The 20590-nt window shown below is 66.7% G+C and carries 22 protein-coding genes; 10 read left to right on the forward strand and 12 right to left on the reverse strand.

What is annotated here, in order from left to right; genetic code table 11:
- Nucleotides 1–41: 41 nt before the first annotated feature.
- On the reverse strand, nt 42–644 hold the full coding sequence (locus tag EN852_RS10655; protein WP_127875072.1) for a sulfotransferase family protein: 603 nt from the start codon (nt 642–644) through the stop codon (nt 42–44).
- A gap of 33 nt (nt 645–677) precedes the next feature.
- Nucleotides 678–1577, reverse strand: coding sequence for a VOC family protein (locus tag EN852_RS10660; RefSeq protein ID WP_127875071.1), 900 nt, complete (start codon nt 1575–1577; stop codon nt 678–680).
- A gap of 154 nt (nt 1578–1731) precedes the next feature.
- Here EN852_RS10660 and EN852_RS10665 point away from each other — a divergent pair, with 154 nt between their 5' ends.
- Complete coding sequence (locus EN852_RS10665) at nt 1732–2031, forward strand: hypothetical protein (protein ID WP_127875070.1); 300 nt, start codon at nt 1732–1734, stop codon at nt 2029–2031.
- Between the two features lie 49 nt (nt 2032–2080).
- On the opposite strand, the gene EN852_RS10670 is transcribed toward EN852_RS10665, so the two are convergent.
- The gene (locus EN852_RS10670; RefSeq protein WP_127875069.1) at nt 2081–2362 is read right to left on the reverse strand and encodes a hypothetical protein; all 282 of its coding nucleotides are present in this window, start codon (nt 2360–2362) and stop codon (nt 2081–2083) included.
- Between the two features lie 171 nt (nt 2363–2533).
- Here EN852_RS10670 and EN852_RS10675 point away from each other — a divergent pair, with 171 nt between their 5' ends.
- On the forward strand, nt 2534–4618 hold the full coding sequence (locus EN852_RS10675; RefSeq protein ID WP_127875068.1) for an alpha/beta fold hydrolase: 2085 nt from the start codon (nt 2534–2536) through the stop codon (nt 4616–4618).
- A gap of 8 nt (nt 4619–4626) precedes the next feature.
- On the opposite strand, the gene EN852_RS10680 is transcribed toward EN852_RS10675, so the two are convergent.
- Complete coding sequence (locus EN852_RS10680; protein WP_127875067.1) at nt 4627–5457, reverse strand: aldo/keto reductase; 831 nt, start codon at nt 5455–5457, stop codon at nt 4627–4629.
- 395 nt (nt 5458–5852) lie between these two features.
- On the opposite strand from EN852_RS10680, the gene EN852_RS42240 reads away from it, so the two are divergent.
- Nucleotides 5853–6188: a hypothetical protein gene (locus tag EN852_RS42240; RefSeq protein WP_127865230.1), complete on the forward strand. Its 336-nt coding sequence runs from the start codon at nt 5853–5855 to the stop codon at nt 6186–6188.
- 107 nt (nt 6189–6295) lie between these two features.
- Here the strand turns inward: EN852_RS42240 and EN852_RS10690 are convergent, their stop codons facing one another.
- Nucleotides 6296–6892: a TetR/AcrR family transcriptional regulator gene (locus tag EN852_RS10690; RefSeq protein WP_127875329.1), complete on the reverse strand. Its 597-nt coding sequence runs from the start codon at nt 6890–6892 to the stop codon at nt 6296–6298.
- 561 nt (nt 6893–7453) lie between these two features.
- Here EN852_RS10690 and EN852_RS10700 point away from each other — a divergent pair.
- From EN852_RS10700 to EN852_RS10710, 3 genes are read left to right on the forward strand one after another with little or no spacing between them, the layout of a single operon-like run.
- Nucleotides 7454–7954, forward strand: coding sequence for a (2Fe-2S)-binding protein (locus EN852_RS10700; protein ID WP_189545818.1), 501 nt, complete (start codon nt 7454–7456; stop codon nt 7952–7954).
- A complete protein-coding gene (locus EN852_RS10705) occupies nt 7951–8934 on the forward strand; it encodes a xanthine dehydrogenase family protein subunit M (RefSeq protein WP_127875065.1) in 984 nt (327 codons plus the stop codon). Before EN852_RS10700 ends, EN852_RS10705 begins: the two co-directional genes overlap by 4 nt.
- Nucleotides 8931–11225: a xanthine dehydrogenase family protein molybdopterin-binding subunit gene (locus EN852_RS10710; protein WP_127875064.1), complete on the forward strand. Its 2295-nt coding sequence runs from the start codon at nt 8931–8933 to the stop codon at nt 11223–11225. The genes EN852_RS10705 and EN852_RS10710 overlap by 4 nt, the downstream gene beginning before the upstream one ends.
- 300 nt (nt 11226–11525) lie before the next feature.
- Here the strand turns inward: EN852_RS10710 and EN852_RS10715 are convergent, their stop codons facing one another.
- Entirely contained in the window at nt 11526–12536 is a 1011-nt protein-coding gene (locus tag EN852_RS10715; RefSeq protein ID WP_127875063.1) for an NAD(P)-dependent alcohol dehydrogenase, read from the reverse strand.
- Between the two features lie 96 nt (nt 12537–12632).
- Between EN852_RS10715 and EN852_RS10720 the strand changes: the two genes are divergently transcribed.
- Nucleotides 12633–13562 (forward strand): LysR family transcriptional regulator, encoded by a 930-nt coding sequence (locus tag EN852_RS10720; protein WP_127875062.1) that lies wholly within the window; start codon nt 12633–12635, stop codon nt 13560–13562.
- Between the two features lie 13 nt (nt 13563–13575).
- On the opposite strand, the gene EN852_RS10725 is transcribed toward EN852_RS10720, so the two are convergent.
- Entirely contained in the window at nt 13576–13953 is a 378-nt protein-coding gene (locus tag EN852_RS10725) for an SgcJ/EcaC family oxidoreductase (RefSeq protein WP_127875061.1), read from the reverse strand.
- Between the two features lie 139 nt (nt 13954–14092).
- On the opposite strand from EN852_RS10725, the gene EN852_RS10730 reads away from it, so the two are divergent.
- From EN852_RS10730 to EN852_RS10740, 3 genes are all read left to right on the forward strand, one after another.
- Entirely contained in the window at nt 14093–14302 is a 210-nt protein-coding gene (locus EN852_RS10730) for a hypothetical protein (RefSeq protein WP_040980578.1), read from the forward strand.
- A gap of 42 nt (nt 14303–14344) precedes the next feature.
- Nucleotides 14345–14728, forward strand: coding sequence for a VOC family protein (locus tag EN852_RS10735; protein ID WP_127875060.1), 384 nt, complete (start codon nt 14345–14347; stop codon nt 14726–14728).
- A gap of 125 nt (nt 14729–14853) precedes the next feature.
- Nucleotides 14854–15339 (forward strand): hypothetical protein, encoded by a 486-nt coding sequence (locus EN852_RS10740; RefSeq protein ID WP_246694231.1) that lies wholly within the window; start codon nt 14854–14856, stop codon nt 15337–15339.
- 50 nt (nt 15340–15389) lie between these two features.
- Here EN852_RS10740 and EN852_RS10745 read toward each other — a convergent pair whose 3' ends face one another.
- The 5 genes from EN852_RS10745 to EN852_RS10765 all read right to left on the reverse strand — a co-directional run bounded on the left by EN852_RS10745 (nt 15390) and on the right by EN852_RS10765 (nt 20448).
- The gene (locus EN852_RS10745) at nt 15390–17285 is read right to left on the reverse strand and encodes a diguanylate cyclase (protein WP_189545826.1); all 1896 of its coding nucleotides are present in this window, start codon (nt 17283–17285) and stop codon (nt 15390–15392) included.
- A 161-nt stretch (nt 17286–17446) separates the two neighbouring features.
- On the reverse strand, nt 17447–18205 hold the full coding sequence (locus EN852_RS10750; RefSeq protein WP_127865222.1) for a slipin family protein: 759 nt from the start codon (nt 18203–18205) through the stop codon (nt 17447–17449).
- Nucleotides 18202–19587, reverse strand: coding sequence for a nodulation protein NfeD (locus EN852_RS10755; protein ID WP_127865221.1), 1386 nt, complete (start codon nt 19585–19587; stop codon nt 18202–18204). The genes EN852_RS10750 and EN852_RS10755 overlap by 4 nt, the downstream gene beginning before the upstream one ends.
- Before the next feature lie 226 nt (nt 19588–19813).
- Nucleotides 19814–20125 carry a hypothetical protein gene (locus tag EN852_RS10760; RefSeq protein ID WP_127865220.1) on the reverse strand — a complete coding sequence of 104 codons (312 nt, stop codon included), beginning with the start codon at nt 20123–20125 and terminating at the stop codon, nt 19814–19816.
- 128 nt (nt 20126–20253) lie between these two features.
- Nucleotides 20254–20448 carry a hypothetical protein gene (locus EN852_RS10765; RefSeq protein ID WP_127865219.1) on the reverse strand — a complete coding sequence of 65 codons (195 nt, stop codon included), beginning with the start codon at nt 20446–20448 and terminating at the stop codon, nt 20254–20256.
- Between the last annotated feature and the right edge of the window lie 142 nt (nt 20449–20590).

Genomic DNA, 20590 nt, shown 5'->3' on the forward strand with positions numbered 1-20590 from the left:
CGGAAAGTTCGGATGCCTGCGTCCATCGACTTCCATCTCGTCTAGTTCAACGACAGCGCCGCCCGAAACTCCTGGGATGAGTTGCGGGCGGGATAGGGTTCGTGCGGCACGGGGACGCCGAGATGGCTGCAGAGCGGTGCCCAGCCGTCGCCGAGCTTGTGCACCAGCAGTCGCTCCGCCGGCACGGTGTTCAGCACCGCCTCGACATTGTCCCGGTAGACGGCGATGGCATGGGCTCGGTCGTGCGGGCGGCCGCCGAAGACCTGGTTGGCGACGAGGGCGATGCCGAGCGACTCCTGATCCGTGCTGCCGGCGATCGCCGGCAGCAGGGTTTTTTCAAAACTCGCCCACCAGCTTTCGGGCGAGCGCCAGGTGAGGATGACGCGCGCCTGCGGATAGGCTTCGATCAGCTCACGCCAATAGAACGCCGAGGGCCAGTCGACGCAGGATTTATATCCCGCGAAGAGCTGGGCCCAGTCGGGCGCCTCGCCCCTGGCCAGCGCCCGCCAGAGCCGCTTCTGCTTCGCATGCGCCATGACCTCCCACATATGATGACAGGGGCCGAAACCAAGCATGGTCAGCGCCTCGCGCATCGAATCAGTACCGGTCCGGCCAAAGCCGGTTCCAATCACCATCAGCGACATTTCCCCCTCCTCCCGTCTTTCAAGCGGTTGCGGTCAACCTCCCTGGACCACGAGCCGCAGGCGGTTGCCTTCCGGATCAGCGGTCGAAATCACTCCGCCTTCCCTTCTCGCCGGCGCGTTGGCCGCTTCGAGCCGCCGCGCCACGGCGGCGAGTTCCTGCGCGGAACCCAGCTCGACGGTGAAATGGTCGAGGCCGGCGGCATTGGGCGGCGGCTCGCGCAGCTCGTCGCGCGCCCAGATGTTGAAGGCGATCATATGCGCGCGGCGCTCGGTGCCGCAGTCGAACATGCCGAAGGTCCGGGACTGGATATGCGGCCGGAAGCCGAGCACGCCGAGATAGAATTCCATCAGCGCCTCGGGCGCGCGGGCGCGCAAATGGATGTGGCCGATGAAGGCCTCCCGCGCCATCCTCGGCTCGACATGGCCGGAATTGCCGAGATCGCGCAGCAGGCTAGACACATCCAGCGGCTCAATCCCGGAATGCGCGCTGCCGTCGACGGCGATCAGCGACACGCCGCCCTCGGGCGAGACCTCGCGGCGCAGCAGGCGCTCAAGCGTGTCGAAGCATATCTCGATGCCGTTGCCGGACGGGTCGGAGACGTAGAGCGATTCCGAAACAAGGTGGTCTTGGGCGCTGTATCGCAACCCCGACGCCTTGAGGCGGGCGGCGGCGTGGGCGAGGCCGCGGCGGGTGGTGACGTGGATGGCGACATGGAAGAGATCGCGCGACTTCTGCGGCAGCGCGACTTCCGCGCCGGCATGGAGCACGACCAGCGTCCGGCCGCCGGCGCCAAGCTCCGCTTGAGCAGCATCTTCGCCGGCCAGCGTCAGTCCGAGCGTGTCGCGCCAGACGGTCAAGGCGGCCGGAATGTCGGTCACCTTGAGATGGACCGGCCCGAGACGCGTGGCCTGAGACAGCAATCCTTCGTCCATCGTCGTCCATCCGATTGCGGCCGATGGATACATTAGCTCTGAACGATATTTATGTCTCGCGCCAAGTTCGGGTTGACCCCTCCCCGGCGGGCGGCGACTATCGCCGAAGCAGGCTGTTTTTTCGCAGCTCCAAACGAAGCAGGAGGAACCTCCCATGGACGACACCGACCGCTGGCGCAACATGGCGAGCGCGCCGCGGGACGGCAGCCGCATCCTGGTGACGGTGCGCTCCTCCGAGCAGGGACCGGCCGAGGTCGACATGGCGTATTGGTCGCGCGCCGACCAGTTCGGCGAGGAAGGCTGGCGGGCCTCGGACTCCTCACCCGGCCGCGTGGTCGAGTATGCCGAGCCCGAGCTCAGATGCTGGATGCCGCTGCCGAGTGCCGGGCGAGGCTCGATGCCGAGCCCCTGGGAGGGCGAGGACGTGCCGCTGGTGGATGGGGAAGGGATTTAGGCGGCCTCCTGGCGATTGGCGAAAGCAGCCGCGACAGCCAATCTCCCCGCTAGTGGGGGAGATGTCCTGCCGGACCCCAAGGGTGGGCTGGCGGGACAGAAGTTCTTTTTTCGGCACGCCGGGTGAATGCCGATCCGATCCGCATCGCGAAGGCAAGGAGCCGAAGCGCGACGCTTTCCAAATCGACGATGGGCATGCCGGTTTGCCGATGCTCGCGCTGCCGCTCAAGATAGCGGGCCAGCGCAATTTCATGCCGCAATGACGCATTGGCGAGCTGACCGTCGCGCCGGTCGTCGTCATGCCAGAGTGGCCATTCGCCTAGGTGTTGCACGGCATCCTCCTCGGATCGATGTCCAGTGCGGACAATCTGCTGGAGGCCCGTGAGGGCGGCGCAGGCACCGGCGTGATCAAATCGTGAAAAGCGCCGACCGCATGAGATCGCGGTTGAATTAGCGACCGCTAAGCGAAAGAATTGACCCGATCACGGTCGGGGTGGCTTTCGATGACGGCGCCGCATCTTCACCTGCTGGGTGGTTTCGACTTTACCGGCGCCGGGGCGACGGCTCCCGCCTTCAGCCGCAAGGCGCGCGGCATGGTGGCCTATCTTGCGCTGCAGGCCGGCCAGGCGCAGTCGCGCGAGAAGCTGGCGGCGCTGCTCTGGAGCCTCAACGGCGAGGCCCAGGCGCGGATGAGCCTGAGGCAGGCGGTGTCGTCCGTCCGCAAGGCCATGAGCGTCTCCGGCGGCGGCCGCTTCCTGACCGATGGCGCGAGCATCGCGCTTCACCTCGACGATTTCGATTTCGACGTGGCGCGCTTCGAGGCGCTGGCGGCGAGTTCCGCGCCCGAGGATCTCGAACGGGCCGTCGCGGTCTATCGCGGCGACCTGCTGGACGGGCTCGGCCTGCGGGAAGAGCCGTTCGAGGAATGGCTGCGGGTCGAGCGCGAGCGCCTGCGGGCGATCGTCGTGTCCGCGCTGGACAGGCTCATCAATCACCACATGGCTGCCGGCGATCCGGCTTCCTGCATAAGGGCCGCCCTGCGCCTGGTGGCGATGGAGCCGCTGCGCGAGGACGCCCATCGTGCCCTGATGCGAAGCTACGCGGCGCAAGGGCGCATCAATCTCGCGCTGAAGCAGTATGAGCTGTGCCGCGACGCGCTGCAGCGCGAGCTGCGGCTGATGCCGGAAGCCGAAACCCGGCACCTGCATGAGGAGCTGCGCGCCCGCCGCACCGCGTCCCCTGGCCGGCCCCCGGCTTCGAGCACCGAACCCGATGCGGCGCGACCGCCCACCCGCTATGTCAAATCGTCCGGCGTCAACATCGCCTACCAGGTGACGGGCGATGGGCCGGTCGACCTGGTCTATGTGCAGGGCTGGGTCTCCAATCTCGACCTGGCCTGGGGATCGCCGCGCTTCGCGCATGTGCTGAAGCGGCTCGGCTCCTTCTCGCGCCTGATCCGCATCGACAAGCGCGGCACCGGCCTTTCCGACCGCAATGTCGGCCTGCCGACGCTGGAGCAGCGCATGGAAGACATGCGCGCCGTGCTGGACGATGTCGGCTCCAATCGCACGGTGCTGTTCGGCAGCTCCGAAGGCGGACCGATGTGCATCCTGTTTGCCGCCACCTATCCGGAGCGCACCGCGGCCTTGGTGCTCACTGGATCTTATGCCCGAGGCACATGGTCGAAGGATTACCCCTGGGCCCGAACGGTCGATGAGGTGCAACAGGATCTCGACGCCGTCGAGCGGCAATGGGGCGAGCCGGCCGAGATGCGCAACGCCGCGCCCAGCCTGATCGAAAACATGGTCGAGCGAGAGTGGTTCGCCGCCTATCTCAGGAATTCGGCCTCGCCGGCGGACGCGATCGCGCTCTGGCGCTGGGGCACCGAGATCGACGTGCGCGACATCCTGCCGGCGATCCATGTCCCGACGCTGGTGCTGCAGAGGACCGGCGACCGGTGGGTGAAGCCGGAGGAAGGACGCTATCTGGCGGCGCATATCGAAGGCGCCAGATATGTCGAGCTTGCCGGCCGCGACCACGTGATCTGGGGCGAAGGCTGCGACGGGCTGATCGACGAGATCAAGGATTTCGTGACCGGTGCGCTGCCGGCGGCGCGCGCGGAAAGGGTGCTGATATCGGTGCTGGCGCTCGCCATCGAGGGCGCTGCCGACGACGCGAAAGCCCCAGAGCGGGCAGACATCGTTCGCGACGAATTGCTGCTTGGCGGCGGCACGGAAATCAGGCGCTCGCGCGGCAGGCTGCTCGCGGCTTTCCAACGCCCGACGCGCTCGATCGAATGCGCGATGGCCATCGCAAACCGCCTGAAGCCATGCGGCCTCGAAGTGCGCGCGGCGATTCACATCGGCGAGTGCGAGGCGCGCGGCGGGGATTTTTCCGGCATCGCCATCGAGGTCACATCGCGGCTGCTCGATCATGCCCAGTCGGGCCAGATCATCGCATCGCGAACGATGCGCGACCTGGTCGTCGGCTCCGGCCTGACCTTCGAGGAACAAGGCGAGATGAAAGCAAGCGGCCTGCCCGGCGCGCTCCAGTATTTTGCCGTCACCGGCGCCGCGCCAGGCCCCTGACCTTCGTTTCAGAACAAGAACGCCGCCGTCGCCGGGTCAGGTCCGGTGCGGCCATCGGCGGAATCCAGGCCAGCGATCGTCCGCATGTCGTCGGCGTCCAGCTCGAAATCGAAGACATCGAAATTGCCGGCGATGCGCTCCTGGTGGATCGACTTCGGGATGACGATCAGCCCCTCCTGCAAATGCCAGCGGATGGTCACCTGCGCTACCGACTTGCCATGCTTCTTCGCCAGCTTCTCCAGTGTCGGGTCGGAAAGCAGCCGGCCGCTGCCCAGCGGGCTCCAGCTCTCGATATGGATGTTGTGCTTCTTGTGGAAATCGCGCTTGTCGCGCTGCTGGAAGCGCGGATGCAGCTCGATCTGGTTGACGACGGGCGTCACACCGGTCTCGCCGATGATGCGCTCCAGATGGTCCTGGTTGAAGTTGGAGACGCCGACCGACTTGATGCGGCCCGCCTTTTGCAACTCGACCAGCGTCTTCCAGGCTTCGACATATTTGTTTTGGGCAGGCACCGGCCAGTGGATGAGGAAGAGATCGATCTGGTCGATGCCGAGTTTTTGCATCGTGTCGTCGAAGGCGCGCAACGCCGCGTCGCGCTGATGCGCGCCGTTGCGCAGCTTGGAGGTGATGAAGAGCTCGTTCCTCGGCACGCCCGCCGCGCGGATCGCCTCGCCGACGCCTTCCTCGTTACGGTAGCCCTCGGCGGTGTCGATGAGACGGTAACCTGCGTCGATGCCCCAGCGAACGACCTTGGCGGTGATGCTTGGCTCGACCTGCCACACGCCGAGCCCGATCTGGGGAATGGTAGCGCCGTCGTTCAATGTCAGCTGTTCCGGCATGCGGATGTCCTTCTGCACAGTGGGTGGCCCCGCCTCTATCTAGGCTGCGCGTTTCGCAATGCGAGAGGATGACGGAGAAATCCGCCTTCGTCCCTTGTAGGAGAGAGGGATCGGCGCGGAGCGTTGAGGCGCACGACGGTGCTGAAGGGGGTAAGACGCACCATGCTGAAGCGCCGGTCGTGAGGCGACGGCGGGACTGCCCCCTCCATCCTGCCGAACTCTTCACCAGGTGGGTAGTTCGCGCTCAACTGCCTCGCGTCGGCGCCCCAACAGATCTCGCACGGCGAATCGCCCGCATCTTCTCAAATTCTTACCCGAAACCTAAGCCTTTTGGAGAACTCGTGCCCTATATGAAAAATACTAAAGTAAATTCGGCGAATGTGGGGTGTATTAACATGGAAACCGAAAGCAGAAAGCGCTCAGAGCGGGAGCCCGACAGTCTGGTTTCAGAATTAGAGGCGCGCCGCGATTTTCTCAAGAAGGCTGGGCGCTTCGCGGCGGTGACCCCGCCGTCCATAACACTTCTCCTCGGTACAAGCCTCAGCTCCGCAGCGATCGCCAAATCGGGCGGATCAAGTCCGGGCAATTCTGGCGGATCGACCTGGGGCAATGGAGCGGGAGGCAAGCCCTTCCACCCCCGCCCTCGCAGCCTCAATTTCGGCCGCTCCGGCGGCGGCGACAACTATGGCGGCGGGTCTCACGGGGGCGCCAGGTCGGGCGATCCCAACTAACAGGCACTCGGTCCGGACTGCTCGCCGCATGCCGGCGAAACCTCCCCTACCGGCAATCTCCCCGCTTCGGCGAGGATCGGACTTCGCCTCCACCTTCGCCCATGCGCCTAACCGGTCGCCCCGAACCTCAGCCCATCCATCAGGAGCTTCACCAGCCGTCCTGAGCGCTCGCGCCAGTCGGGCGTGTTGGGCGCGGAGTAGATGCCGCCCAGCGCATGCATGACATCGGAAGAGTCGACGTCGGCGCGGATCTTTCCCGCGGCGGCGGCGGCCTGGACCAGGCTTCGCATGGCGCCCGAGACGCGCCCCGATGTGTCGGAGAACAGCGTGGAATTGGCGGTGAGCAGCAGGCGCAGGCTGGTGGCGAGGCCGCGCTTGGTGGCGATGTAGTCGACGAAGCGCTGCATCCAGAGTTCCAGCGCCACATCGGCCGGATGCTCGCGGGCGAGGTCCTCGGCGGCGTGGCAGAGGCCTTCCACCTCGCGGCGGTAGACCACCTCGACCAGATGCTCGCGCGTCGGAAAATGGCGGTAGAGCGTGCCGATGCCGACCCCTGCCCGCTTGGCGATCTCCTCCAGCGAGGCATCGACGCCGTCGCTGGCAAACATTTGCGCCGCCACTTCGACCAGCCTGTCGCGGTTGCGTTGCGCATCGGCGCGCAGCGGCTTTGGCGCCGGCGCATCGCGCGGCGCTTCAGCGGTCATTTCCTGGTCGGGCACTTTTTTCTCCACCACCGCAATATGGGGGGTTGAACCACGGCTGGCCAGACCCCAGTTAGATAAACGGAGGCACCTCCGCTTTAGTGGAGTGCTTTTATCATATAACCAGGGGAAGCGTTATGTCACCAGATCAAGGACGGAAAGCGCACCCTGGTTGGTGGAGTGGGGCGCCGGAACTGCTGATCTCCCCCCTTGCGGGGGAGATGGCCGGCAGGCCAGAGGGGGGTGCTGTCCCGCCAGCGTCGCGAAGCTTGGGTTCCTCGCCCCCGCTGAAGGCGGGGGAGAGGTGGCCGCGAAGCGGACGGAGAGGGGGATTTCGTAGGGCGCAGCCCCCTCTCCGTCTCGGCTTCGCCGAGCCACCTCTCCCCCATTTCATGGGGGCGAGGAACCTTGTCGTTCAAATGCCTCGTTCCTTCGCGCCCCCCTCTGCCCTGCCGGGCATCTCCCCCACAAGGGGGGAGATTAGCAGCTTCCACGCCTTGCCCCCCACCCCCCAAGCCCCATTTCCATCCGCTCAAGCGTCCAGCAATTGGAGCCCGACGCCCCATGAATGACCAAGTCACCATCAGTCCCACCACGCTTTCCATCCATCTCGCCATCAACGGCCGCGACCATGCGCTGGAGATCGAGCCGCGCGTCACGCTGCTCGACGCGCTGCGCGACCGGCTGAACCTCACCGGCACCAAGAAAGGCTGCGACCAGGGCCAGTGCGGCGCCTGCACCGTGCATGTCGACGGCCAAAGGGTGCTTGCCTGCCTGACACTGGCAGCGCAGGTCGAAGGCCGCGAGATCACCACCATCGAGGGGCTCGCCGCCGAGGACGGCACGCTCAACGCCGTGCAGGCCGCTTTCCTCGAGCAGGACGCCTTCCAGTGCGGCTATTGCACGCCGGGACAGATCATGTCGGCGGTGGCCTGCATCCGTGAGGGGCATGCCGGCTCCGACGAGGAAATCCGCGAATATATGGCCGGCAATCTTTGCCGCTGCGGCGCCTATCCGAACATCGTCGCCGCCGTCCGCCAGGCCGCACAGGAGCTGCGCTCATGAGAGATTTTTCCTACTTCCGCGCCGACAATATCGAGGCCGCCCGCAACGCGGCCGCCCTTCCCGGCGCGATGCTGCTTGCCGGCGGCACGACGCTGATCGACCTCGCCAAATGCGGCGTCGCCGAACCTTCGACCGTGATCGACATCAGCCATATCGATGGGCTCAACGCCATCGACGTGACCGCCGACCGCGCCGTCATCGGCGCGCTGGCCAGGATGAGCCATGTCGCCGACAACCCGCGCGTGAAGAGCCTCTTCCCGGCCGTCTCGGAAGCGCTGTGGCAGGCCGCTTCGGCGCAATTGCGCAACATGGCGACCATCGGCGGCAATCTGATGCAGCGCACGCGCTGCCCCTATTTCCGCGATCCGCAGAACTTCCCGGCCTGCAACAAGCGCGCGCCCGGCAGCGGCTGTTCGGCGATCGGCGGCGTGACGCGCGGCCATGCCGTGCTTGGCGTGAGCGAGGCCTGCATCGCTACCTATCCGGGCGATCTGGCGGTGGCGCTCGTCGCCTTCGACGCCGAGGTCGATCTCGGCCAGCGCAAGCTCAAGATCGAGGATTTCTTCCTCGCCCCCGGCGCCACGGCCGAGCGCGAGCACGACATCCATCCCGGCGAGGTGATCACGGCGATCGAAATCCCCGGCTCGGCCGCCGCCAGGCGCTCGACCTACATCAAGGTGCGCGACCGCGAGTCCTATGAATTCGCCGCGGCCAGCGCCGCCGTCGGGCTGGAGCTCGAAGCGGACGGCCGTACCGTCCGCGACATCCGCGTGGCGCTTGGCGGCGTCGCGACGAAGCCGTGGCGGGTGCGCGCCGTCGAGGACGCGCTGAAGGGCAAGGCGCTTTCCGAAGTCACGATCCGCAAGGCGAGCGAGCTCGCCATGGAGGGCGCCGTCGACCATGGCGCCAACCACTACAAGATCGCATTGGCGCCGCGCGTGATCGCGCGCGCCATCCTCAAATTGGGAGAGACGGCATGACCGTTCATGACATGAAACACGCAGCGTCCGACAGCGCGCGCCTCGAAGCGGTGGGCGGACGCCTGTCGCGCGTCGACGGTCCGGCCAAGATCACCGGCGCGGCAAAGTATGCCTTCGAGCAGCAGCTCGAAGGGCTGGTGCATGCCGTGCTGGTCGGCGCGACCATCGCCGCCGGCAAGGTCTCGGCCATCGACAGCCGCGCTGCCGAGACCGCGCCCGGCGTGCTCGCGGTGCTCACACCCGACACCATCATGGAACTGAAGGGCGCGTCGGACTGGCTGGGCAACCCGCCGTCGCAGCAGACCTATAACCCTCTCGCCCGCGAGGTCACCTATTCGGGCCAGCATATCGCGGCGGTGGTGGCCGAGACCTTCGAGCAGGCGGTGGCCGCCGCGGCGCTGCTCAAGGTCTGGTATGACGAGACGCCGGCCATCGTCGACCTCAGCGACGGCAAGGCCGGCGACGGCATCCCGATCGACGCCATGACCAAGGAATGGGGCGACGCGCAGGCCGCCTTCGCCGCCGCCCCGGTGCGCATCTGCGCGGCCTACAACACGCCGCGCGAATTCCAGGCGGCGATGGAGCCGCATGGGCTGATCGCGCGCTGGGAGGGTGACGAGCTGACCATCTGGGAGCCCAGCCAATGGCTCGACGGGATGGCGCGCACCTATGCCGAGTGGTTCGGCGTGCCGTTCGAGAATGTGCGGCTGGTCTCGCCCTATATCGGCGGCGGCTTCGGCTCGAAGGCGCTGGCGCTGGCGCACAGTGCGGTGGCGGCGGCCGCCGCCAAGATGCTCGGACGGCCGGTGAAGCTGGTGCTCAACCGGCCGCAGAATTTCACGTCCTATGGCGGCCGCGCGGCGACGCGGCAGACGGTGGCGATCGGCGCCGACAGGGATGGCAGGATCCAGTCGATCGTGCATCGCGGCGTCAACGAGACGGCGGTCGACGGCATGTGGGTCGAGCCGCTCGGCTCCGTCACCTCGATCATGTATGCCACGCCGAATTTCTCCTCGAGGCAGAATGTGGTGCGGGTCAACACGGTGGTGCCGGGGGCAAAACGCGCGCCGGGCGAGAACCCGAGCGCTTTCGGCATCGAATGCGCCATAGACGAGCTGGCATATGAGCTCGGCATCGATCCGCTGGAGATGCGGCTGATCAATTATGCCGAACAGGATCCGCATACGAAGAAGGCGTGGTCGACCAGGCAGCTGCGCGAGGCCTTTGCAGCAGGAGCGGAAGCCTTCGGCTGGGCGAAACGCCCGCCTGAGCCACGCTCGATGCGGGACGGCCATCAGCTCATCGGCTGGGGCGTGGCGGCCGGCACCTATCCGGTGCGGCGCGCGCATGGCGAGGCGGTGGTCAAGATCCTCGCCGACGGTTCGGTCGAGGTCGAAAGCTCCTCCATCGACATGGGCCAGGGCACCTACACGATCCTGGCGCAGACGGCGGCCGAGACGCTCGGCGTGCCGGTGGAGCGGGTCTCCGTGAAGCTCGGCGACTCCCACTTCGCCCGCGCCGGTGTCACCGGCGGGTCGCGGCTGGCCGGCGTCATGACCGGCGCCGTCTACAAGGCGGCCGGCCAGGCGCTGGACGAGCTCATCGGGCTGGCGCTTTCCGACCCGCGCTCGCCCTTCCAGGCGCTGCAGGCAAACACACTGCAAGTGCGGGATGGCCGCATCGCCTCGCCGCGCGGCGAAGGACCGGAGCTGTCGATCGCCGAGTTCATGGCGGCGATCGGCCGCGACCAGATCGAAGCCAAGGCAGATACGCTGCCGGCCAGCACGACGGCGGAGGAGCGCTACAAGAACTACACCACCATCGCCATGTCGATCCCGCACACCGATGGCGACTATTCGCGCTATTCCTGGTGCGCGCACTTCGTCGAGGTTCGCGTCGACGAGGATTTCGGCACGGTGCGCGTGTCGCGCGTGGTGTCGGCGCTCGATTCGGGCCGGCTCTACAACCCCAAGCTGGCCGAAAGCCAGTGGAAGGGCGGCATCATCATGGGCATCGGCCAGGCGCTGCTCGAGGAAGGCATCGTCGACCGCCGCCACGGCCGCATCGTCAACGGCAATTTCGCCGATTACATGCTGCCGACCAATGCCGACATTCCCGATATCCAGACGATCTCGGTCGGCATCCCCGACCCGCATTCCTCGGCGCTCGGCGGCAAGGGGGTTGGGGAACTGGCGATCGTGGGCATCGCGCCGGCGATCGCCAACGCGGTGTTCCACGCGACGGGGAAACGGGTGCGGGATCTGCCGATCACGCTGGAGAAGCTGATCTGAGGTCCCGAGATCAAGGTTCCTCGCCGCCATGAAATGGGGGAGAGGTGGCTCGGCGAAGCCGAGACGGAGAGGGGGAGCGCCCTACGAAGGCCCCCTCTCCGTCCGCTTCGCGGACACCGTTCCGGGGCGAGCCACGGGTCTCGCCCGTCCTTCGGACCCCCCGCCTTTGGCGGGGGCGAGGAACCCAAGCCTTGAAAGCGTCGCCGGGACAGCGCCCCCTCTGTCCTGCCGGACATCTCCCCCACAAAGGGGGGAGATCATTCGCTCGGCCGCTTTCGCCAATCTCCGACTGTGCCCTTCCTACCAATCCAGCCCGAACACCAATTTCCCGAAATGCAGGCCGCCGGCTGCCATGTGGGTGTAGGCTTCGGTGGCCTCGTTCTGTGAGAACACCTTGTCGACGACCGGCTCGATCCGGGCGGCGCCGATGGCGCGGGCGGCGTCTTTGAGGTCGGAGACCGATCCGGTGTTGTTGCCCAGCACCTTCAGCGCCTTGATGATGATCGGCAACAGGTTAACGCTCGCCTCGGCGCCGGTGACGAAGCCGATGGTGAACAGCGTGCCGCCGGGCGCGGTGGCATTGACGGCGCGCGCGAAGGTGGCCGCGCCGGCGGTCTCGACGATGAGGTCGGCGCCGAGGCCATCGGTCAATTCCAGCACCTTGCCGTCCCAGTCCGGCGTCGAGCGGTAGTTGATGAGGTGATCGGCGCCGAGCGCCTTGGCCCGCTCCAGCTTCTCATCCGAGGACGATGTGATGATCACGGTGGCGCCGGCGGCCTTGGCAAGCTGAAGCGTGAAGATCGAGACGCCGCCGGTGCCGAGCAGCACGACGACGGAGCCCGGTCCGACATCGGCGGCGCGGAGCGCGTTCCAGGCGGTGGTGCCGGCGATGGGCAACGTCGAGGCCGCCTCGAAGGAGAGATGCGCCGGCACCGGCACGACCGAATTGGCAGGCAGCGCGACATATTCGGCGAGCGATCCGGGCAGCGAGATGCCGCGCATCTGCGTCATCTCGTATGGACGCGGCCGGCCGCCGATCCAGCGCGGCTTGGCATGGGCGACGACGCGGTCGCCAAGGGCAAACCTCGTCACGCCCTCGCCGAGCGCGACGATCTCTCCGGCGCCGTCGGCGACGGGTATGAGCGGAAAAACCGGGCCGGGATAATTGCCGCTCGCCACGGCGACGTCGACGAAATTCAGGCTCGCCGCGCGCTGGCGGATCAGCACCTCGCCGCGCTGCGGTTCGGGCGTGGCGACGCTGGCGGCGCGGAAGGCGTCGAGCCTGGGCTGGGTGAGTTCGATGGCTTTCATGGGTTCACTCCGTGGGGCCGATTGACGGTTGAGTGAACCTATCTGCTGCGCTATGTCTCGATAATCCTCGGTCTCTGCATTTGAGTATTGCAAATCATGCAGCAATCCCACGAACCCGCCGCCCTTGCCGAAATGGCCGCCTTCGCGGCCGTCGCCGAGGCGCGCTCCTTCACCAGGGCGGCAGCGCGGGTCGGGCGCGACGCGACCATCCTGTCGCGCCGGCTGCAATCGCTGGAAGAGCGGCTGGGGGTGCGGCTGCTCCACCGCACGACGCGCAGCGTGTCGCTGACCGAGGCGGGCGCGGAATTCCTGGTGCGCGTGCGCGCCATCCTCGCCTCTGTCGACGAGGCCGAAGCCGCCGCCTCCGCGCATGCCGGCGGCCGGCCGCGCGGGCTGCTCAGGCTGGCGCTGCCCGGCACGTTCGGGCGCATGTGGATAGCCCCGTTCCTGCCGCAGTTCCTCGCCGAATTCCCGGACCTGCGCATCGAGGCCGAATTCTCCAACCGTTTCGCCGATCTCGTCGCCGAGAATTTCGACGTTGCCGTGCGGCTGGGAAGCCTGGAGGATTCGCGCCTGGTGGCGCGCAAGGTGGCGACGCGGCGCCGGCTGCTCTGCGCCGCCCCTTCCTACCTCGCTCGAAGGGGCCGGCCGGAAACGCCGCAGGCGCTGCTCGAGCATTCCTGCCTCGGCTTCACCGGCTTTCAGACCTTTCCGGCCTGGGAGATGACCGACCGCGAGGGCCGGCGCGTGCGCGTCGAGGTTTCGGGACCGCTCACCAGCGACGACGCCGAGGTGCTGGTCGAGGCCGCCGTGCAGGGCGTCGGCCTGATGATGAGCACGGACTGGCTGGTCGGACGCGAGCTCGCCAGCGGCCGGCTGGTGCCGATCCTTGAGGACTGGACGCTGGCCGACGAGGGCGCGGTCTATGTCGTCATGCCCTCCGCCAGGGGCCAGGCCGCCAAGACCCGCGCCTTCGCCGACTGGATCGGCAAGCGATTTTCGCCGGAGCCGCCCTGGCGGCGGTGAGGACCGCGGCGCGCTACCCGGCCAGCAAGTTCGCATCCCGCGCCAGTCGCCAGCGCCCATCGCTTTCCTTCCTCAACAGCGTCAGCGTATAGCCGGACCGCCGCACCGGCTCGCCGCCTGGCGGCATCGCGGTCATGTCGATATGGTTGCGGATATAGGCCCAGTCGCCGAGAAGCTTGAGCTCGACGATCTCGCTCGCGCCGTCGACCTTTGTCTTGCCCATGCCTTTGAAAGCGGCGGCGAAGGCTTGCTTGCCGAACGGCTCCTTGCCGGGAACCATGAAGACGACGTCGTCCGTCATCAGGTCGAGCACGGCCTCCAGATCGCCCCTGCGGCTCGCTTCCATCCATGTCTCGACCACTTGTCGGATCGCGGCTTCGTCGTCGGTCATTGCCCTGCTCCTTGCAATTCCACGGCGGTCGGCTTCGCTCAATAGCTGGCGCGCCCGCCGGCGCTGACAATGCCTGGTGCCGGAACCCGCCCTCTGCGCGCGCGTTTGCAACAAAGCACTCCACGAATGGAGACGGACAATGGCAAGCGCAGCCGACCGCGATCCGCGGCACCACACGCAGAAAATGCAGAAAGCATTCCAGGAGATTCAGGACCACCTCCGGGAAGACATCACGAAGGTCGATGAGCCCCAGTTGAAGGCGATGTTCGAAACGTCGGCGGAAGTCCTGGGCGGCCTGATCAAGGCATTCAGGGACTATGAGCAGAAAAATGAGGCGGCCTGGCGGTAGGCCGACTAAACCGACTGCTCGCTCACGCAAAAGGCAAGGCTAATGTCCACGACTGTGAATGTCCGATACATGGTCAACGATGTCGATGAGGCCCTGGCCTGGTACACGAAGCACCTGGGCTTCACGCAGCTTTCGAACCATGCGCCGGCCTTCGCGGATGTCACGAGGGGAGCGCTTCGGTTGCTCCTCAGCGGTCCGACCAGTTCAGCGGGCAGGCCAATGCCCGACGGCGAGCGGCCAGGCCCAGGCGGCTGGAACCGCATCCACCTGATCGTCGAGGATATTGCGGCGGAGGTTGCGCGGCTGCGGGCGGCGGGCCTCAGCTTCCGCAATGAAATCGTGACCGGGCCGGGCGGCTCGCAAATCCTGCTGGTCGATCCTTCCGGCAATCTGGTGGAATTGTTCCAGCCGGCCAAGGCCCGGTGAGCGCAAAGCGAAAGGTCGGCTTCCTTCACGCACTGCTGTCCTGCCGGACATCCTCGTGGGAGATTGCGCGCTCGCCCGTTTTCGCCAATCTCTGTATGATCACCGCATCACGAGGGGGAGCGATCATGAAACGAGGGCTGGCAACACTCATCCTGGCGTTGCTCACCACGCTGCCCGCCCATGCCGCGTCCTGCTCCTGGTCCGCCAAGATGGAAGAGGACGAGGGCGGCAGCGTGATGATGGCCTCGGTCTGCGGTGGGCCGAAGGGCGATGCGCATCTGATGCTCGCCTGTTTCGGCAAGCCGGTGCTGAGCTACGACCTCGGCGCCGCGGGCGGGCAGCTGGAGCCTGGCATCAGCGGCTCCTTCACCTTCAAGGCCGGAGCCAAGAGCCTGACGAAGAAGCTCGAGCTGGAGGCGATGTACAATAACTTCACCACCGAACTTTCCGGCCCTGCCGACCCGTTGCTTTCGCTGCTGCGCGGCAAGGGCGACGTGACGGTCAGCGCGGACAAGTATGGCGAGGCGACGTTTCCGCTGAAAGGTTCAGGTGCCGCGATCGGCAAGGTGCTGGCCGAGTGCGGCAAGGGTTCGGGCGGCGAGGCGGATTGACGCCTGGCCGCAAGCACCCGCTTGTTCCGATGCCTTTCCCGCCGCGCTGATCACGCCTTGCGCGGAAGCGGAATGGGTTGGAAGCCGGCGTCCGGCTCGGCCAGTCGCGTGGCGTCGCGCCCGCCTGCCTTGGCGGCGTAGAGAGCCTTGTCCGCCTGCAGGATCATGCTGGTCGGGTCGTGGCGGGCGGTCGGGCCGCTGATGGCGACACCGACGCTGATGGTGACGACCTTGCGCGCGCTGCGATCATGTTCCAGCGCCCGCTCGCGCACCGCGGCCCGCAGATTGTCGGCGACACGCATGGCGCCGGCCGCCGACGTATCCGGCAGGATGACGGCAAATTCCTCGCCGCCATAGCGCGCCACGAAATCGCCGGCGCGGGTGCGCTGTCGCAGGCAGTCGGCGATCTGGCGCAGGCATTCGTCTCCGGCAAGGTGTCCGTAACGGTCGTTATAGGCCTTGAACGAATCGACATCGATCAGCAGCAGCGCGACCTCCCGCTCGGACTGGCTGGTATCCGCAACCACCCCGGCCAGCGCCTGATCGAAAGCGCGCCGATTGCCGACACCCAGCAGCGGATCGGTGTTGGCGAGCTGCGCCAGCTGGTTGCTGAGCGTGGTGAGCTCTCCCTCGGTGCTCTTGATCTCGGTGATGTCGGAGACGACCACCAGCGCCAGGCCGGCCTGGGTGGGTCTCGTCCTCAGCATCAGCCAGTGGCCGTCGAACAGCTTGATCTGCTGCTCGCCGGGGGTGTGGAGCGCGCCCACGACGCTGTCTATCCATTCCCGCTCGTGGCCCTTGGGGATGCCCACCTGCTCGCCGGTCACGGTCACGGCTTCCAGGATGTCGCGCAGCCTTGTGCCGGGAACGCGCAGGTCGCCGGTCAGCGGAAACAGCTCGCGGTATTGCTCGTTGCAGAAGACCAGAACCCCCTCGGCATCGAACATGGCAAGGCCGTCCGACATCTCGGACAGCGCATAGGAGAGCTGGTTCTTGGCCTCCAGCAGCGTCTGTTCGAGTTGCTTCTGGGCCGTGATGTCGCGTGTGACGCCAACAAGGCCGATGACGTTGCCGTCGACATCGCGCAAAGGTGTCTTGGAGGTCGAGAACCAGCGAAGATTACCCTTCAGGTCCGGAATCTGTTCCTCGAAGCCGGCGATCCCCTCGCCCGATTTCAGCATCCTCTGCTCCAACCCGGAAAGGATGCGGGCGCGAGCGGCGTCGGCTATGTCGAAGTCGGTCTTGCCCGTCATCTGCACGGGGTGGTCATAGCCATTGTAGGCGGCGACCGTCTGGTTCACGGCAACGAACTGGCCGCGCGCGTTCTTGACATAGTAGAAGTCCGGCGCCTGGGCGACCGCCGCGCGCAGCAGATCGCGCTCCTTGGTGACAAGCTGTGTGTGCAGCACGACGAGGCCGGCCACGGCGGTTGCCGCGATATTGAGCGCGATGAGCGGCAGCACGAGATGGACATCGATATCGGGCGCGGCCGTCTGCGGCAGGATCGATACGGGCACAAGCCCAGACAGGCCAACACAAACCGCAAACACGAGCACTTGCCAGGCGCGCGTCTGGCGGCGCCCGATGAGGCGGTTGGCAAGAACGCCGGCGGCGAATGCCACCGCAATGCCGATCAGGCCGGCGGTCAGGCCGTGGCCGCCGATCGCGATGCGGTATCCCAGCGGAAAAGCGGTGGCCACCAATGCGCCCGGCATGCCGGCGAACAGGCCGGCCGTCGCAACCAGCGACGTCCTGAGATCCAGCAGGACGCCCGGCTTAACCTCGACGGTCAACAGCATGGAGGCCAGCGCGCCCCAGCCCATGATGCAGCCGAAGACGAGCAGCCTGACTCTTTGCGAGCGGCCCTCGAGCCAGGGCTGCACGTAGTTCCAGCCGGATACGAACAGCGCCACCGCAGCGAGATTTGCCGTAAGATGTTGCCACATGGCGCCGATACCCATCTCCGATCGGGCCATTAAAAGCACTTGAAAAGTTGTTTCCGGGTTAAGGCCGCCACCCAAGGTGGTTCCCCGGTTGCGTCGCGAACTCGGCTCCTCCTTTGGCGAAGCCCCTCGCCCACACCATGGGAAGGAGCAGGCTCAGTGCCTCACTTGCCTTGCGCCTTCATGAACTGCCCGAGCAGTTCCACCGGCAGGGGGAACACCACCGTCGACGAACGCTCGCCGGCGATGTCGTGCAGGGCCTCGAAATAGCGCAACTGCATGGCCTGCGGCTCGGTTGCCAGCATGCGGCCGGCCTCGACCAGCTTCGCCGCCGCCTGCTGCTCGCCGTCGGCGTTGATCACCTTGGCGCGGCGCAGCCGCTCGGCTTCGGCCTGCTTGGCGATGGCGCGGATCATGCTCTCATTGAGGTCGACATGCTTGATCTCGACGTTGGAAACCTTGATGCCCCAGGCATCGGTGCGCTGGTCGAGTATCTCCTGGATGTCGCTGTTGAGCTTGTCGCGCTCGGCCAGCATCTCGTCGAGCTCATGCTTGCCGAGCACCGAGCGCAGCGTGGTCTGCGCCAGCTGGTTGGTGGCGGCCATGAAATCCTCGACCTGGATGATCGCCCGCTCGGCGTCGACGATGCGGAAATAGAGCACGGCGTTGACCTTGACCGAGACATTGTCGCGCGAGATGACATCCTGCGGCGGCACATCCTGCACCACCACGCGCAGGTCGACCCGCACCATCTGCTGGACGAAGGGGACGAGGATGATCAGGCCGGGACCCTTGACCCCGGTGAAGCGGCCGAGCGTGAAGACCACGCCCCGCTCATATTCCCTGAGGATGCGGATTGCCGCCGCCAGGAAAATGATCGCGGCCACCGCAATGATGAGATAGGCCACGTAACCGACCATCATTTTATTGCTCCGTTGTTGCCTGCATCGCGACGCCGCACCGTCAGCACGAGGTCGCTGACACCGGTCACCTCGACACGGTCGCCGGGCTGCATGGGCTCGCCTGCCCTCGCCCGCCAGCGCTCGCCCAAAGCCAGCACATGCCCCTCGCCGCCCTGCCAGTCGAGGATCTCGACGGGAAGGCCGCGCATGGCCTCGCCGCCGACGCGCGGCGGGTTCCTGCGCGCCGCCCAGACATAGGTGCCGGTGAGCAAGGCCAGGCCGAGCGTCAGCGCGGCGGCCGGGCCGATGACCGCCCAGGACATGGCAAAGCCCGGCCCTTCGACCTTGAGCAGCATGGCGGAGCCCAGCAGGAAGGCGGCGACGCCGCCCAGCCCCAGCACCACGGTTGGGTTGAAGGCCTCGACGATCAGGAAGGCGACGCCGAGCATCATCAGGGCGAGACCGGTGTAGTTGATCGGCAGGAGGTTCAGCGCGTAGAGACCGAGCACCAGGCAGATGGTGCCGACGACGCCCGGCGCCACGGCGCCCGGGCTGGTGAACTCGAAGACGATGCCGTAGACACCGACCAGCATAAGGATGACGGCCGTGTTCGGGTCGGTGATGACGGCCAGGAGCCGGATGAACCAGCCGGGCTCCAGCGTCTCGACCGGCAGGCCCTTCGTCGCCAGCACCTCTTTCCTGCTGGCCACCTCGACGGTGCGCCCGTCGGCAAGCTGCAGAAGCTCGGTGGTGTCGCGGGCGACGAAGTCGATGACATGTTCCTGCAGCGCGGCGTTGGCCGACAGGCTCGCCGCCTCGCGCACCGCCTTCTCGCCCCAGTCGCCGTTGCGCCCGCGCATCTCGGCGAGCGAGCGGATGAGCGCCACCGCGTCATTGGTCACCTTGGCCATCATCGCGTCGCCGGCCGGCTGTCCGGTTGCGTCCTTCTGGTCCCCGTCCTTCTCGTTCTTGTCCTTCTCGCCGCCTGGAAGCGACGGCAGGCCGCCGAGCTCGACCGGCGTCGCGGCGCCGAGATTGGTGCCGGGCGCCATCGCCGCGACGTGGGTGGCGTAGAGGATGTAGGTGCCGGCGCTGGCCGCGTGGCCGCCGGAGGGCGCGACATAACCGATGACAGGCACAGGCGAGGCCAGGATGTCGGCGATCATCTCGCGCATCGAGGTGACAAGGCCGCCCGGCGTATCGAGCTGAAGGATGAGGACCGCGGCGTCGCGCCTGGCGGCGGTGTCGAGCGCGTCCTCGAGTTGCCTGGTGCTTGCCGGCCCGATGGCGCCGTCAACGGCGATGCTCAACGCCACCTTCCCGCTCCCGGCGGAGGAGAAGGCAGAAACGGCGGCCGCGCCCAAAAGAGCAGCGGCGAAAAGGGCCACCCGCGCGATGCTCACGCTCAAAGCTCCATGGCCCAAATATGGGGTTGTGTCGCGGTGAAGTCCAATGGGGCGTTGAAGACACAACGCGCTATCTTCCCCGCAAGGCCGCTAGGGCGAGATCAGGAAGCGACCATCCCTACTGCGATCATCCGGCGGCGCGGGAGGCCTGCGCGAGGAAATAAAATCGGCAAACAAACGCGGCCGGCCCGTGCTTCGTTGCGCACAACCCGGCCGCGTTGCGTCAATAGTCGGTGTTGCTCTCGACCACGACCGGACGGTGATGGTGCCGGTGGCCGATCGAACCCGTGACGACCACCGTGTCGTCGCGGCGGTGATGGCGGTGACGCCAGCCGCGCTCGCCATTGTCATAAAAGGCGATCGTGCCGTGGTGGCGGTGGTGAAGACGGTGGCCCTCGTCGTTGATGACGACCGCCGGGCGGTGATGATAGTAATGCCTGTGATGCGTCCTGATGACGACATCGGCCTCCGCCGCGGAAGCGACGGCGGGCGCGGCGACACAGAGCGCCAGGGCAGCAAGAAGCACTGTTTTCATTGCTCTATTCCTAATTCCTGAATTCATCCCTTCGCCGGATAAACCGACGCCCGCCGCTTTGGTTCCGGCCCGGGTTGCATTGCGCAATGGGACTGCGGCAGACGGAAAAGCCCAGCCGGCGGCGAGGCTCAGCTGTCGCGCTGACGCCGAAGCGCCATGTAGCGCAGGTAGGTCTTGGCGGCGGCGTCGCAGGCGCGCCGCCCGGGGCCGTTGGCCTCGATCATCGTTTTGGCGAGCCGAGGCGGCAGGCCGTATTTGCTGGCGAAGAACGCCGGCTCGTATGGTTGGTCGTCCACATCGTCTGTCGGTCTATCGAGGCTCATGTCTGCTCCCTATCGGCGGCGCGCGGAAGTCGGCGCGCGTGCCAATGCGGAGCGCTGGCTTTGGTTGCGGCGCCCAGCCCTCTTCGCGCGCCGGTCCGACCTCAGTCCGACACCGCTTTGCGACCGTCGCCCGATCGTGGGA

This window comes from Mesorhizobium sp. M2E.F.Ca.ET.209.01.1.1 (assembly GCF_004010375.2).
Taxonomy (GTDB): Bacteria; Pseudomonadota; Alphaproteobacteria; order Rhizobiales; family Rhizobiaceae; genus Mesorhizobium.

Coding starts and splice junctions, on each gene's coding strand:
- EN852_RS10690 (WP_127875329.1), bottom strand. CDS start 6,892: ATGACCGCTGAAGCGCCGCGCGATGCGCCGGCGCCAAAGCCGCTGCGC.
- EN852_RS10715 (WP_127875063.1), bottom strand. CDS start 12,536: ATGAAAGCCATCGAACTCACCCAGCCCAGGCTCGACGCCTTCCGCGCC.
- EN852_RS10655 (WP_127875072.1), bottom strand. CDS start 644: ATGTCGCTGATGGTGATTGGAACCGGCTTTGGCCGGACCGGTACTGAT.
- EN852_RS10740 (WP_246694231.1), top strand. CDS start 14,854: ATGAAACGAGGGCTGGCAACACTCATCCTGGCGTTGCTCACCACGCTG.
- EN852_RS10665 (WP_127875070.1), top strand. CDS start 1,732: ATGGACGACACCGACCGCTGGCGCAACATGGCGAGCGCGCCGCGGGAC.
- EN852_RS10720 (WP_127875062.1), top strand. CDS start 12,633: ATGCAGCAATCCCACGAACCCGCCGCCCTTGCCGAAATGGCCGCCTTC.
- EN852_RS10680 (WP_127875067.1), bottom strand. CDS start 5,457: ATGCCGGAACAGCTGACATTGAACGACGGCGCTACCATTCCCCAGATC.
- EN852_RS10760 (WP_127865220.1), bottom strand. CDS start 20,125: ATGAAAACAGTGCTTCTTGCTGCCCTGGCGCTCTGTGTCGCCGCGCCC.
- EN852_RS10750 (WP_127865222.1), bottom strand. CDS start 18,205: ATGATGGTCGGTTACGTGGCCTATCTCATCATTGCGGTGGCCGCGATC.
- EN852_RS10730 (WP_040980578.1), top strand. CDS start 14,093: ATGGCAAGCGCAGCCGACCGCGATCCGCGGCACCACACGCAGAAAATG.
- EN852_RS10735 (WP_127875060.1), top strand. CDS start 14,345: ATGTCCACGACTGTGAATGTCCGATACATGGTCAACGATGTCGATGAG.
- EN852_RS10675 (WP_127875068.1), top strand. CDS start 2,534: ATGACGGCGCCGCATCTTCACCTGCTGGGTGGTTTCGACTTTACCGGC.
- EN852_RS10765 (WP_127865219.1), bottom strand. CDS start 20,448: ATGAGCCTCGATAGACCGACAGACGATGTGGACGACCAACCATACGAG.
- EN852_RS10745 (WP_189545826.1), bottom strand. CDS start 17,285: ATGTGGCAACATCTTACGGCAAATCTCGCTGCGGTGGCGCTGTTCGTA.
- EN852_RS10710 (WP_127875064.1), top strand. CDS start 8,931: ATGACCGTTCATGACATGAAACACGCAGCGTCCGACAGCGCGCGCCTC.
- EN852_RS42240 (WP_127865230.1), top strand. CDS start 5,853: ATGGAAACCGAAAGCAGAAAGCGCTCAGAGCGGGAGCCCGACAGTCTG.
- EN852_RS10700 (WP_189545818.1), top strand. CDS start 7,454: ATGAATGACCAAGTCACCATCAGTCCCACCACGCTTTCCATCCATCTC.
- EN852_RS10705 (WP_127875065.1), top strand. CDS start 7,951: ATGAGAGATTTTTCCTACTTCCGCGCCGACAATATCGAGGCCGCCCGC.
- EN852_RS10725 (WP_127875061.1), bottom strand. CDS start 13,953: ATGACCGACGACGAAGCCGCGATCCGACAAGTGGTCGAGACATGGATG.
- EN852_RS10660 (WP_127875071.1), bottom strand. CDS start 1,577: ATGGACGAAGGATTGCTGTCTCAGGCCACGCGTCTCGGGCCGGTCCAT.